The 13176-nt window shown below is 51.2% G+C and carries 11 protein-coding genes; 6 read left to right on the forward strand and 5 right to left on the reverse strand.

Going from position 1 to position 13176, the window contains the following annotated elements; all coding sequences use genetic code 11:
• Nucleotides 1-467 (reverse strand): murein tripeptide amidase MpaA (mpaA, locus tag DOU50_RS09290; protein ID WP_148769243.1); only part of this gene is annotated, 467 nt, incomplete at its 3' end.
• Nucleotides 468-652: 185 nt separating this feature from the next.
• Here mpaA and DOU50_RS09295 point away from each other — a divergent pair.
• From DOU50_RS09295 to DOU50_RS09305, 3 genes are all read left to right on the forward strand, one after another.
• Nucleotides 653-2269 carry a peptide ABC transporter substrate-binding protein gene (locus DOU50_RS09295; protein ID WP_048991949.1) on the forward strand — a complete coding sequence of 539 codons (1617 nt, stop codon included), beginning with the start codon at nucleotides 653-655 and terminating at the stop codon, nucleotides 2267-2269.
• A 260-nt stretch (nucleotides 2270-2529) separates the two neighbouring features.
• Nucleotides 2530-4947 carry a glycogen/starch/alpha-glucan phosphorylase gene (locus tag DOU50_RS09300; protein WP_148769244.1) on the forward strand — a complete coding sequence of 806 codons (2418 nt, stop codon included), beginning with the start codon at nucleotides 2530-2532 and terminating at the stop codon, nucleotides 4945-4947.
• Nucleotides 4948-5036: 89 nt separating this feature from the next.
• A complete protein-coding gene (locus tag DOU50_RS09305) occupies nucleotides 5037-5375 on the forward strand; it encodes an STAS domain-containing protein (RefSeq protein WP_061715005.1) in 339 nt (112 codons plus the stop codon).
• 133 nt (nucleotides 5376-5508) lie between these two features.
• On the opposite strand, the gene DOU50_RS09310 is transcribed toward DOU50_RS09305, so the two are convergent.
• The 4 genes from DOU50_RS09310 to DOU50_RS09325 form a co-directional block, all read right to left on the reverse strand.
• Nucleotides 5509-6075: a DJ-1/PfpI family protein gene (locus tag DOU50_RS09310; protein WP_032647513.1), complete on the reverse strand. Its 567-nt coding sequence runs from the start codon at nucleotides 6073-6075 to the stop codon at nucleotides 5509-5511.
• A gap of 217 nt (nucleotides 6076-6292) precedes the next feature.
• Complete coding sequence (locus DOU50_RS24005) at nucleotides 6293-6511, reverse strand: Ecr family regulatory small membrane protein (protein WP_081758194.1); 219 nt, start codon at nucleotides 6509-6511, stop codon at nucleotides 6293-6295.
• Nucleotides 6508-7740 (reverse strand): sensor domain-containing diguanylate cyclase, encoded by a 1233-nt coding sequence (locus DOU50_RS09320; RefSeq protein ID WP_024907161.1) that lies wholly within the window; start codon nucleotides 7738-7740, stop codon nucleotides 6508-6510. The genes DOU50_RS24005 and DOU50_RS09320 overlap by 4 nt, the downstream gene beginning before the upstream one ends.
• Before the next feature lie 92 nt (nucleotides 7741-7832).
• The gene (locus DOU50_RS09325; RefSeq protein ID WP_148769245.1) at nucleotides 7833-9962 is read right to left on the reverse strand and encodes a putative bifunctional diguanylate cyclase/phosphodiesterase; all 2130 of its coding nucleotides are present in this window, start codon (nucleotides 9960-9962) and stop codon (nucleotides 7833-7835) included.
• Nucleotides 9963-10418: 456 nt separating this feature from the next.
• On the opposite strand from DOU50_RS09325, the gene DOU50_RS09330 reads away from it, so the two are divergent.
• The 3 genes from DOU50_RS09330 (at nucleotide 10419) to DOU50_RS23825 (ending at nucleotide 13156) form a co-directional block, all read left to right on the forward strand.
• The gene (locus tag DOU50_RS09330) at nucleotides 10419-11561 is read left to right on the forward strand and encodes a methyl-accepting chemotaxis protein (protein WP_148769246.1); all 1143 of its coding nucleotides are present in this window, start codon (nucleotides 10419-10421) and stop codon (nucleotides 11559-11561) included.
• 155 nt (nucleotides 11562-11716) lie between these two features.
• Nucleotides 11717-12700: a zinc transporter ZntB gene (zntB, locus tag DOU50_RS09335; RefSeq protein WP_148769247.1), complete on the forward strand. Its 984-nt coding sequence runs from the start codon at nucleotides 11717-11719 to the stop codon at nucleotides 12698-12700.
• 282 nt (nucleotides 12701-12982) lie between these two features.
• A complete protein-coding gene (locus DOU50_RS23825; protein ID WP_322742059.1) occupies nucleotides 12983-13156 on the forward strand; it encodes a hypothetical protein in 174 nt (57 codons plus the stop codon).
• Nucleotides 13157-13176: the final 20 nt, after the last annotated feature.

Raw genomic sequence — 13176 nt, forward strand, 5'->3', positions numbered from 1 at the left:
AAGGAGACAACCCAGGCGGGGTGGATCTTATGGATAAGCTGGCACAGCGCCTGCGTTTCTGGCTCCGAGCCGGGCTTGTCTCCCGTCAGCAGCACCACGTCCCGCTCCTCGGCTGAGCTGTTCCAGCGATACACCGTTTCTCCGGCGCGCCAGTTTGCCGCCGGGAAATTACGGTTCAGGTCGACCCCCCTCGCATTTGCCCGTAAGCCAAGCTGGCAGCCATCCGGATTCACGGCAAGAATCACATGATGGCGTCGTAATGACGGCGTCAGCGTCCGCAGCGCGCACGAGAGCGTGACGACAGACGAGTTCTCATCACCGTGCGTGCCGGCAATGATCAAACCGCTGTCGCGATCGGCATCGGGTGCCGGGAACCAGATCAGCGATGCGCCTAAAAATGAGCGGCCATATTGTTCAGCGCCCGGAGGAAAGGCGCCGCGTTCCGCGCGTGGTCGGGTGGTTGCCATACGAAATCCTGATAAAAAAGTCTCTACTGGCAGTGTTGTGCAAAAGCCGCTGTTAATCAAATAGTTTCCGTAACGGCTGAGAATTGCCTTAAATCACTATTCAGGCGTAAGTTATTTGCATTTCTTATTGTCGAAACAAATAATTACGCATCTGCTTGTTACCTGAATTTATTAAAGGGGATCTTATGAAGCATCCTGTTTCGCGTCTTTTTACCGCACTGTGTCTGTGCGGGCTCTCTACACTCTCATACGCTGCTGATGTGCCGCAGGGCACGGTACTGGCGCAAAAACAGGAGCTGGTCAGGCATATTAAAGACGAACCTGCCTCGCTCGATCCGGCAAAAGCGGTGGGGTTGCCCGAGATTCAGGTGATTCGCGATCTTTTCGAAGGGCTGGTGAATCAGAACGAGAAGGGGGAACTCACTCCGGGCGTGGCGACGCGCTGGCAGAGCAACGATAACCGTATCTGGACGTTCACCCTGCGTGACAACGCGAAATGGTCTGACGGTACGCCCGTCACCGCGCAGGATTTTGTCTACAGCTGGCAGCGTCTGGTTGACCCGAAAACCACGTCTCCGTTTGCCTGGTTTGCGGCGCTGGCGGGTATCAACAACGCGCAGGCCATTATCGATGGTAAAGCGGCGCCTGACACCCTGGGCGTGACGGCGGTGGATGCCAGAACCTTACGCGTCCAGCTGGACAAACCGCTACCGTGGTTCAGCAACCTGACGGCAAACTTTGCCTTCTATCCGGTACAAAAAGCGAACGTTGAAAGCGGTAAAGAGTGGACGCGTCCGGGTGCCCTGGTGGGCAATGGCGCATACGTCCTGAACGACCGCGTGGTGAATGAAAAACTGGTTGTCGTTCCGAATACTCACTACTGGGACAATGCGAAAACAGTCCTGCAAAAAGTGACCTTCATTCCGATCAATCAGGAATCATCCGCCACCAAACGCTATCTGGCGGGGGATATTGATATCACCGAATCGTTCCCGAAAAACATGTATCAGAAGCTCCTGAAGGACATTCCGGGACAGGTGTATACGCCGCCTCAGCTCGGAACCTATTACTACGCGTTTAACACGCAAAAGGGCCCGACGGCCGATGCACGGGTTCGTCTTGCCCTGAGCATGACCATCGATCGCCGCATTATGGCGGAGAAGGTATTAGGTACCGGTGAGAAGCCGGCCTGGCATTTCACTCCTGACGTGACGGCGGGCTTCACGCCTGAACCTTCACCGTTCGAGCAGATGTCGCAGCAGGAGCTGAATGCTCAGGCGAAAACCTTGCTCCAGGCCGCAGGCTACGGTCCTCAGCGTCCGCTGAAGTTGACCCTGCTGTACAACACCTCGGAAAACCACCAGAAAATCGCCATTGCGGTGGCGTCAATGTGGAAGAAAAATCTCGGTGTGGACGTCAAGCTGCAAAACCAGGAGTGGAAAACCTATATCGACAGCCGTAATACCGGTAATTTTGATGTGATCCGCGCGTCATGGGTAGGCGATTACAACGAGCCATCGACCTTCCTGTCCCTGCTGACCTCAACCCACAGCGGCAATATCTCGCGTTTCAATGAGCCAGCCTACGATAAAATTATCCATCAGGCGACGCTGGAAACCACGGCGAAAGCGCGTAATACGGACTACAACATGGCGGAGAAAATCCTCATGGAGAAAGCGCCCATCGCGCCAATTTATCAGTACACCAATGGTCGTCTGATTAAGCCCTGGGTGAAAGGCTACCCCATCAATAACCCGGAAGACGTGGCGTATAGCCGGACAATGTATATTGAGAAACACTGACGCCCAGGACTTAACTACTACAAAATCCAGAACTGGCGCGGAGTTTAGCGCCAGTTGCTCCTTCTGATCCTCTCCCGCCACAGCAGAAAATAGCACTTTCCTGACGATACTCGCGCTGATATTTATCATGCGATTCAAAAAACACAATACGTAATTGTGGGTAAAAATTGCATGTGTTGAAAATCGCCATCTACACTTGAACAAAATAATATCTTGTGTTCTGCATATTAAAAACATGCAGTAACTCCAGTGAGGTCAATATGTCTTTCACTAACAGAGAGTTGCGTGAACTTGTCGAAACACAATTAAAATATACGTTATGCGTTAGCCTGGACAAGGCTACCAACGGCGATATATTCAATGCTGTGGCGCTGGCAGTGCGGTATTTTCAGCAAGATCGCTTTCTCGATAGTCAGGCCCGGCAGCGCGCTGGAAAGAAAAAACGCGTTTATTATCTCTCAATGGAATTTTTACTCGGGCAGTCATTGCGTAACAACCTGATGAATATGAATTTGCTAGATGATATGCGTAAGGTTGTCAATGAACTCGGATTTGATTTTGATAATATTTTTGATGAAGAACCCGATGCGGCACTTGGGAACGGGGGGTTAGGGCGCCTGGCCGCCTGCTTCATCGATTCTATGGCTACGTTAGATATTGCTGCTTCAGGGCATGGTATCAAATACGAATATGGTTTATTCAGGCAGACGTTTGAGAATGGTCAGCAAGTCGAGCATCCAGATGACTGGCATTCCATGCATTCCCCCTGGCTAGTTGAACACCATAGCCAGTCTATGCTGATCCCCATTGGTGGTTTCATTGAACATTCAGATGATGTTAATGGTAATTACAATCCAATGTGGATGGGATGGAATACAATAGTAGGCATTCCTAATGATTATTTCGTTTCTGGTTACAGAGGTAACACCACTAATAAACTTCGTTTATACAGTGCCGTAGCTTCTAACTCTTTCAATATTCATATTTTCAATCATGGCGATTATATAAAAGCAGTTAGTGAAAAAATAGCTTCTGAAAATATCTCAAAAATACTCTATCCTTCTGATGAAATTCTCTCAGGTAAGGAGCTCAGACTTACTCAGGAGTATTTTCTTGTGGCATGTACTTTGCGTGATATTTTTCGTGAATATACTGAAATTGAAACGGATATTTCTTTATTGCCGAAGCATGTTGCTATCCAGCTTAATGATACGCATCCCGCGCTGGCTGTTGTCGAGTTGATGCGAATACTTGTAGATGAACATAACCTTCCCTGGCACCAGGCCTGGGATATCACCCAAAGAACCTGTGCATACACGAACCACACGCTGATGCCTGAGGCCCTGGAAACCTGGCCAGTGGCTTTGTTTGAAAAACTGTTGCCACGGCACTTGCAGATTATTTTTGAGATTAACCATCGTTTTCTTGCGGATGTCGCCTCCCGATGGCCAGACAAACCGCACTTATTGACCTCCTTGTCACTGTTTTCGGGGGACAACGAGAAAAGTATCAGGATGGCAAATCTTGCCATCGTCGGGAGTCATTGTGTAAATGGGGTGGCGATGCTCCATTCCGAGCTTATCAAAACGCACCTGGTACCCGATTTTTATTTTATTACGCCAGATAAATTCATTAATCAGACCAACGGCATTACGCCGCGCAGATGGTTGCAGCAGGCTAACCCAAATCTTGCCGCGTTTCTGAATCAGCAATTGGGTACCCGATGGCCGACGGATTTACATATGCTTCGACAGCTGGAGAAGCATGCGGATGATACGGGGGTGATCGATCATATCCGCGGCATTAAATTCAAAAATAAATCCGCGCTGAGCCAGATTGTTTCACAACGTTATGGGATTATGTTGGACCCTATGGCAATGTTTGATTGTCAGGTAAAACGCATTCACGAATACAAGCGCCAGCTTCTGAATATTCTTCACGTCATTTCTCTCTATATTGATATTAAAGAGAATGGGAGAACCATAGCGCCTAAGGTGCATCTTTTTGCAGGTAAAGCGGCACCCGGTTATCGAATGGCAAAGCTTATTATTCAGTTAATTAATGCTGTTGCGAATAAAATCAACAGCGATGCGCGTATTGCCGGACAGCTGAAAGTCATTTTTCTTGAGGATTACAAAGTCTCCTTAGCCGAAAGCATAATACCGGCAACAGACCTGTCTGAACAAATATCCACAGCAGGTACGGAGGCATCTGGAACCAGTAATATGAAGTTCGCGCTGAATGGTGCGTTAACAATGGGTACGTATGATGGTGCCAACATTGAAATTCTTAATGCTGTTGGGGTAGAAAACTTCTATCTTTTCGGCGCGACGGCTGAAGAAATCAATGAAATGCGTTCAAATGGCGATAATAATCGTTTCTATCGTCAGAGCGATCCTCGAATGATGCGTATAGTGGATACGCTTATTTCTGGCGAATTTACCGCGGATCGTGAAATTTTTGCACAGCTACACCATATGTTGACAACAGCCGATCATTATTGTCATCTGCTGGATTTTGACAGCTACAGTCAAACCCAACGTCAGGCAATGGCGGATTTTGAACATCCCCGCCAGTGGCATCGAAAAGTGTTGCTAAATATTAGCCGAATGGGGGAGTTTTCGAGTGACAGAACCATTCAGGGATATGCAAGGGATATTTGGGGAATAAATTGCTGAGGGTCATGCTTCCGGTTGCCTTCCGGGAGCGATGCCGGTGCACTAAGATCTGCATTCGGGAACACGTTACGCCTGATGTGAGGGTGATTATGAACTTTGAAATACAGAGTGAAAATGACGTACAGATTGTCGTTCCGCTGGTTCGCAGGCTGGATGCTTCTGTCGAGCAGACCTTTAAGCAGCAGGTGCTGGAGGTGATTGAAAAAAGTAATAAAAAGATATTGCTGGATTTCAGCCACGTAGATTTTATTGACAGCAGCTGTCTCGGCGCGCTGGTATCCATACTCAAGAGTTTAAACGGCAAGGGTGAGCTGGTGCTGTGTTCGCTTAACAGCAATACAAACGATCTCTTTAAGCTGACCAGGATGGATCGTATTTTTTCTATTAAGGCCAATCGGCAGGATGCCCTGCAGGTGTTGATGGGCTAATATCACAGCGCTCTTCGGGGAGAAAGCGGGATGTGCCAACGGTTAAAACGAGAACTGACGCATCCTCGCGCCAGTCCTGAAAACATGGCTCCGCTCCACCCGCACGGTATTCGCTCGGGCTGATACCGGCGCGCTATTGTGCTAATAACGCACTAAACTTCGCCAGCCACTGCGGATGCGCGGGCCAGGCGGGAGCCGTCACCAGGTTGCCGTCTACGTGGGCCTGATCGATGCCGATAGTGGCGTAGTGTCCTCCGGCGAGGCGCACCTCAGGCGCGCAGGCCGGGTAGGCGCTACAGGTTCGTCCTTTCAGGATGCCCGCGGCAGCGAGCAGCTGCGGGCCGTGGCACACTGCCGCAATCGGCTTACGCGCGGCGTCAAATGCCTGCACCAGCTTTAATACGTCCTCATTTAGCCGCAGATACTCGGGCGCTCTCCCGCCGGGGATGAGCAGCGCGTCGTAATCCTGTTCCTTGACGGTGGAAAAGTCGGCGTTGAGGGTAAAGCGGTGACCGGGTTTTTCGCTATAGGTCTGGGCGCCGTCGAAATCATGGATTGCCGTCATGATGTAGTCGCCCTTTGGTTTATCGGGACAGACTGCATCCACCTGATGGCCAATCATCTGCAAAGCCTGAAAAGGCACCATGGTCTCGTAATCTTCGGCGTAGTCGCCAACCAGCATCAGGATCTTCTTGCTCATCATTCCTCACCTTTTTCAATAAAGATGATTAAGATATAGCCTGGCGTGGCTGAATTGCCGGAAATAAAAAAGCCCGTCAGAGCACGGGCAACATAAGCAAATGAATAAGTGATTCGTTATCAACGTTGTTGGAGGATAACGCCGCGTATTTTACGCGGCTGTAAGGGAAGCAGATACCTGACATATTCGGTAGGTGAAACAAGCGATTAAACGTGCGTTACGGTGCGTCGAAGGTCGGGTAAAGAATATTTTCAAGAAATTCGACGAGATACCAGATCTCGCCGCTAAAAATAAACCAGAAACCAAATATAATAAGGAGTAAAATAATTAAGGTGAGTATTATTTCTGTTTTTTCCATTGCAGCTTTAACCCACCTGAAGCTAATTGATTCGAGGTGGGCATTGTAGCGGGGCTTTACTGGATACTCCAGTTTCATGCAGCAAGGACTTTATTGCGTCCGTCATTTTTAGCGCGATACAGGGCATCGTCCACACGCTTAAACAGCTCATCAATACTCTCCCCCTGATCGTGCCGCGCCACGCCAATGCTGACGGTAAACCGCGGTAAGCCCGGAATCGTAATGCGGGCTACGGCTGCACGGATCGACTCGGCAATCTGCAACGCGGTGTCGAGAGAAGTGCGCGGCAGCAGAATTACGAACTCTTCGCCACCCCAGCGGAACACCATGTCGCCCTCCCGACTACAGGCTTCGAGCGTTCGCGAGAGGGCGATAAGCACCTCATCACCTTTCAGATGACCGAACAGATCGTTAATATTTTTGAAATGGTCGGTATCCACCAGCAGCAGGCTAAATTGCTGTTGCGCAGGAAGATAATTGAGGCTGTTTTGGTCGGTAATGGCATAGAACTGGCGCCGGTTGAGTAGCCCGGTCATGGAGTCACGTAACGCCGCATGCTCCAGTTCCTGCTCCAGCCTTTTCTGCTCGGTGATATCGTGAATGATGCACAGCATCAGCTTGTCGCCGTAGATCTCAATGGGCCCGGCATACGTCTGAACGTGGCGGGTGGATCCATCGGCCAGGCGGTGAACAAAATTGAGCGGCTTATGACCACCGGGCAGCGCGGCAATCGCCGTCATAATGGGCATCACATCCCGCCCCAGGGTATTAATTTCCCAGGTATGCTTACTGCACATGTCGTCGTGTGAATAGCCATAAAAATTGAGTGCGGCCAGATTCGCATCGACGATTTGACCATCGCGGGCAGGATCGATCAGCAGCATCGGGGCGCTGTTGGTCAGAAAAAAGCGCGCATAAAATCCCTGTTTTTTCCGCCGGTAGGTGGCGGAACGGCTGGCCTTCAATCCTGAGAGTAATTGTGGTGAGGTCCCCTCGAAAACAATCACGTCACCCCAGGGGGCGTAGTGGGCAAGCGAGAGACGACAGCTTAACGGCGTATCCTGGCCATCCCAGCTGATTGTCCAGATTTCGACGATCTCCTGATCTGTTTTCAGTTCAGGTACATACATCGACAGGAGGGGTTGCGCATTCGCAGAATAGGTGCCTTTGCGCAGGTCATCGAGCGTTTTATCCCCCATGACCTGCGTTGCGGCCACATTCGCAAAAATGATCTGTTCCGACACGGGTGAAATGAGCCACACGGGTGTTTTAATTACATTCAACGCATCAAAACAAGGTTGCGACATAGGCATTTCCTGTTCATTGGCACACTGTGGCTGACATGTATGACAGAATTGACTCGCGTGTACTGCTTTGAAACATACTCCACTTCATCCCGTCAGGCATGATTTTTTTGTGAAGCAAATGCGTTTTCCGAATGAATTTTACCAATTGGTATAATTTGTTTGTCCGAGTTTATTTGCAGCAGCAGCCACGGTACCTGTTCGGCAGGTAAGGGGCGGGAGAAAAGGTACCCCTGCAGATAATCGCAGCCGAGACGGGTGAGGACCGCCTCCTGTTCTTCCGTTTCGATCCCTTCTGCCACCACATTCATTTCCATGGTCCGGGCGATACTGATGATGGTTTCAACCAGCTTGTAGCTTTTTTCATTTTCCAGCATCGAGGTTACGAAGCTTCTGTCGATCTTAAGTTCTTTAGCCGGAAGCACGCTCAGCATCAGCAGGTTGGAATAGCCCGTACCGAAATCATCAATCGAGACGGTGATCCCTGCGTGATTAAACGTATTGAGCAACTCAATGCTGCGGTCGAGATTTTTAAGTGCGGTGCTCTCAGTTACCTCAAGGATCAGCCGGGACGGAGACAAGTTATATTTTTCCAGCATCGACGAGATGATAGGGAAAATGTCCGGCTGTTCGAACTGGACGGGGGATAGGTTAAGCGACAACGTCCACTGGCTGAACCCTTGTTCAGTCCAGAAATGCAGCTGCCGGCATGCCGCTTCAATGGCCCAGTTGCCCACCGGGATAATTAAGCCTGTTTGCTCGAGCGAGGGGATAAACAGACCTGGCAGTACAACGCCTTGCTCAGGATGCCGCCAGCGCAGAAGGGCTTCAAAACCATGAATGGTTTTCTCTCCCGCATGCCAGGTGGGCTGGTACCACAGTTCAAACTGATCGCGTTCAAGCGCCTGAGAAAGTTCCTGCAGGAAACCGGGTTTCGCCGGGATCGCTGTTGACATCTCGGACTGATAAATCGCCCAGCCGTTGCGCCCATCGTCTTTGACATGATGTAAGGCTGCATCCGCCTTAAGTTTGAGCTCGTGCAGCGTTTCGCCATCCTGAGGATAGAGGCTGACGCCCGCGCTGATCGTCGTGCTCAACGTATGTCCGCAAACAGACAGAGGGCGTCGTACATCCCCGAGCAGTGAAGTGAGCAGGGCGTTGAGCTTGTCGTCATCACATTCCGGCACCAGCAGGATAAAGGCGTCTCCTCCCAGTCTTGCCAGGGTCATCTCACGCGTGAGTCGGGCCGTGATGCGCTGTGCGACGGTGATCAATAACTCATCGCCGACGCTATGACCCCAGGTATCGTTGACGCGTTTGAAATGATCGACGTTCAGGAAAATGACGGCAAATTGCCTGTTACTCAGCAACGCGCTGCGCAGGCAGTCCTGCATACGGAGATCCATCTGGTGGCGATTCGCGAGTCCGGTGAGCGCGTCAAAGCGCGCCTGTAGCTCAAGCTGACGATTGAGCTGCCGCAGATTGTCCGTCAGCCGGCCGGTACGTCGGTGAGAATCGACAAGGGAAATAATTAACATCACGCCAAGCAGGCAGAGCGTGGTGACCGAAACCCAGATGGATAACCCCAGTTCGCCGATCCCGCCGGGGAGGGTATGCGACATTTCCGGGTAATGCGCGGCACTCATGCCGGTATAGTGCATCGCACAAATGGCGGCGGCCATGACCAGGGCCGCGAGAAGACGATCGATAAAGACGCCTTTGTGTTTATCTCGCAGACGGAAAGCCAGCCGCAGCGCCGTGCCGGAAGCCACCACGGCAATGACCACGGACAACCCCACAATACGGCGATCCCAGATGATGCTGCCATCCAGCATCAGGGCCGCCATACCGATATAGTGCATGGATACTACGCCTGCGCTCAGGATCGCGGTGGCAACGATGGGGCGAAAAAGAGACCGTTTTTTTCCCGCGACGGCAATATCAAGGGCCGTGGTCGACGCAATAACCGCGACGCCTAGCGATGCAAGGGTTAACCAGAGGTCGTAGCTCATCATCATGGGCATTTGCATCGACAGCATGCCGATAAAGTGCATCGACCAAATGCCAATGCCCAGCGTAACCCCACCGGCAATACGCCAGAACAGGGCAGCCTTTCGGCTGGAAAGGGGGATCTTTCCGGCGCTGTCCAGCGCCACAAAGGAGGCGATAAACGCCACCAGATAAGAGATAGCGATTAACACAGGGTCCCACGATATATTGAGCATTATGCAATCCCACGCCTGAGAGGGTTACCGATTTCGCCTGCCGGGTACATCTTTATCGGGCAACGAACATGCGCATTCAAACCATATTAGTTATTTATCGTGAAAAATGACCAGTCATATTAATACTCTAAAACTTATTAAGAATATAAAATATATTCCATTGTTAATGTATTAAGCATTGCTAAACAAAAACGGATAAAAGTAGCAAAGCTCCTTAAATATGAGGGCGATCGTATCGTCTCACCGCGGGCGATACTATCGCTTAAGATGGCGAGAGACCAGTATCACAGCATCCTGCGCATAACATTTTCACTAATACACTCTTTTTGTCTGACTTAAGACAAATCTCAGGATGCTAACGGCGAAAAAACAAACCCGTGAAGTTTGCGAGGAAAAACGTCTGAGCCAATGCTATAAGTCTTAATGCCGACCAAAATATAAAACGTGGGTATTATCATGCTAAAAAATATTAGTGTCAGGACCTTTATTATTGGGTTCCTTTTATCTCTTTTTTTGGTGGATGCAGGTGTCATTGTTCTATTTTCCAGCAATCCTTCTCTCTTTATTTCGCTTAATGTCATCAACTTCATTGCGCTATTTTTGCTCTGGGTCTATATGACGAAGTATCTTGTGACGCCGATCAATACGGTGAAGAAGAGTATTGAAGAGGTGACAGCAGGTAATCTTGGTGTCTCTATCCCTGAGTTTGGCAATAACTGTGCCGGCCGACTCATCCCGGGGATAAACAGCCTCTCCGGCAACATTGCGACGCTGGTGCGCGAGATCAGGGCGTCGTCGCAGACCGCGATGACCTTATCGGATCAACTCTCGGCACGTAGCGCTCAGCTTTCGGTGAAAACCGAGCAGCAGTCTGCGTCTTTAGTGCAAACCGCAGCCAGCATGGAGCAAATGGCGGCGAGTACCAAAAACAATGCCGATAACACCCGCCTGGCGAGCGAACAGGCTAATGTGGCGACGCTGCAGGCGCGCAAGGGCGGGGAACTGATGGGGCAGGTCGCCAACAATATGCAGTCCATTACCGAATGCGCCCAGCAGATGACGGAGATTATTTCGTTGATTGACGGCATTGCGTTCCAGACCAATATTCTGGCGCTCAACGCGGCCGTTGAGGCGGCAAGGGCGGGCGATCATGGAAAAGGTTTTTCTGTCGTTGCGGAAGAGGTCAGAAACCTGGCACACCGCAGCGCAGAGGCCGCGAAGAATATCAAAGCGCTGATTGAAGTCACCAGCAGTAACGTCACGCAGGGCGCTACCGTTGTGTCGCAGGCAGAGAAGAATATGCATGAAATCGTGACGGGCTCGGGGAATGTCAGTCGCTTGATGGACGACATTTCCGCGTCGACATCAGAGCAGGAAAAAGGCATTTCTCAGATCACGCTGGCGCTTTCGGAGCTGGAGCGGGTCACGCAAAGCAACGTGGCGATGGCTGAGGAACTCAACGGATCCTCTGATGTCCTGCGCAATCAGGTCATTGAGCTGCAGGCCCGCACGCGTAATTTCAGACTTGACCAGGGCTCTTCTTCCTCATTACCAGGCGGCTCGCCATCCTTCCTCCAGCGGCCAGAGCACTCTCTCTGACTGAATCTCAAAGCCTGGCATGCCAGGCTTTTTTTATGCCTCTGGCCAGCATGTACATTTCCTGAACGATATCAGCGCGATGGGAGACATAGTTGTTGCTTAACCTCTGATGGAAGCTAGACTGACACCAAAAGAGCTAAAAAGGTGGAGGCGCTGTGGAAAGCATTAAAGGATCTGAACTTAACGTTCCTGACGCAGTTTTTGCGTGGGTGCTGGATGGTCGCGGCGGTGCTCGACCGCTGGAAGACAATGATGTTATCGACAGTGCGCATCCCTGCTGGCTACATCTGAACTATACCCACCCGGACAGCGCTGACTGGCTCGCTTCGACCCCGCTCTTGCCAAATAACGTGCGCGATGCGCTGGCGGGTGAAAGCCTGCGGCCGCGCGTGAGCCGAATGGGGGACGGTACGCTGATCACCCTGCGCTGCATTAATGGCAGCACGGATGAACGTCCGGACCAGCTGGTTGCGATGCGGGTCTACATGGACGATGGGCTGATCGTTTCCACCCGACAGCGTAAAGTCCTGGCGCTGGATGACATCGTCAACGACCTGAAAGAGGGCACCGGGCCGATCGACTGCGGCAGCTGGCTGGTGGACGTCTGTGACGCGCTTACCGATCACGCGAGCGAGTTTATCGAAGAACTGCACGACAAAATCATCGACCTGGAAGATAACCTGCTCGATCAGCAGATCCCGCCGCGCGGTTTTCTGGCCCTGTTGCGTAAGCAGCTAATTGTGATGCGCCGCTATATGACGCCGCAGCGCGACGTGTACGCGCGTCTGGCCAGCGAAAGACTCGGCTGGATGAATGACGATCAGCGACGCAGAATGCAGGATATTGCCGACAGGCTGGGGCGCGGGCTGGACGAGATTGATTCCTGTATTGCCAGAACGGCGGTGATGGCGGACGAGATCGCGCAGGTGATGCAGGAGTCGCTGGCGAGAAGAACCTACACGATGTCCCTGATGGCGATGGTCTTTTTGCCCAGCACGTTTCTTACCGGGCTGTTTGGCGTAAACCTGGGCGGTATTCCGGGCAATGCCTATCGCTATGGTTTTACCGCGTTTTGCGTCATGTTAGTTGTTTTGATTGGCGGTGTTGCATGGTGGTTGCATCGTAGTAAATGGCTGTAAATTTACGCTTTTTCCAGCTTTTACCGGGATCAAAACGCTCTTTTAATTGAGCGAGGTCAATAAACATCTACCCCGTAAGGTGCAATATTACTCCCGCAGGTGAATGCAACGTCAAGCGATGGGCGTTGCGCTCCATATTGTCTTACTTCCTTTTTTGAATTACTGCATAGCACAATTGATTCGTACGACGCCGACTTCATAGTCGGCTTTTTTTTGCCTCCTGATTCTCAACGTCTACCCTAAAAGGGACGACAGTAAATTCTGGAGGGAATGATGAGCATCCTGAACGCTCTGCTACTGCAACAATCGCGTCAATCCGATCCTATCCCCAGCGATCCGGTGCCCATGCCCGATTCCATCCCGCGCCCGCAGCCGATGCCCGACCCGCCGCCAGATGAAGAACCGATTAAATTGTCGCATCGAACCGCGAGATCTGCGAGGATACGCGCCATCTGACTGCAAAGATGACCACGAGA

Origin of the sequence: Enterobacter sp. C6 (assembly GCF_008122455.1) — a bacterium.
GTDB lineage: Bacteria > Pseudomonadota > Gammaproteobacteria > Enterobacterales > Enterobacteriaceae > Enterobacter > Enterobacter pseudoroggenkampii.

What these genes read in the sequence shown, in the direction of transcription:
- DOU50_RS09310 (WP_032647513.1), bottom strand. Translation starts at nt 6,075, where the DNA reads ATGAGCAAGAAGATCCTGATGCTGGTTGGCGACTACGCCGAAGATTAC.
- DOU50_RS09305 (WP_061715005.1), top strand. Translation starts at nt 5,037, where the DNA reads ATGAACTTTGAAATACAGAGTGAAAATGACGTACAGATTGTCGTTCCG.
- DOU50_RS09295 (WP_048991949.1), top strand. Translation starts at nt 653, where the DNA reads ATGAAGCATCCTGTTTCGCGTCTTTTTACCGCACTGTGTCTGTGCGGG.
- DOU50_RS09330 (WP_148769246.1), top strand. Translation starts at nt 10,419, where the DNA reads ATGCTAAAAAATATTAGTGTCAGGACCTTTATTATTGGGTTCCTTTTA.
- DOU50_RS09300 (WP_148769244.1), top strand. Translation starts at nt 2,530, where the DNA reads ATGTCTTTCACTAACAGAGAGTTGCGTGAACTTGTCGAAACACAATTA.
- DOU50_RS09325 (WP_148769245.1), bottom strand. Translation starts at nt 9,962, where the DNA reads ATGCTCAATATATCGTGGGACCCTGTGTTAATCGCTATCTCTTATCTG.
- DOU50_RS24005 (WP_081758194.1), bottom strand. Translation starts at nt 6,511, where the DNA reads ATGAAACTGGAGTATCCAGTAAAGCCCCGCTACAATGCCCACCTCGAA.
- DOU50_RS09320 (WP_024907161.1), bottom strand. Translation starts at nt 7,740, where the DNA reads ATGTCGCAACCTTGTTTTGATGCGTTGAATGTAATTAAAACACCCGTG.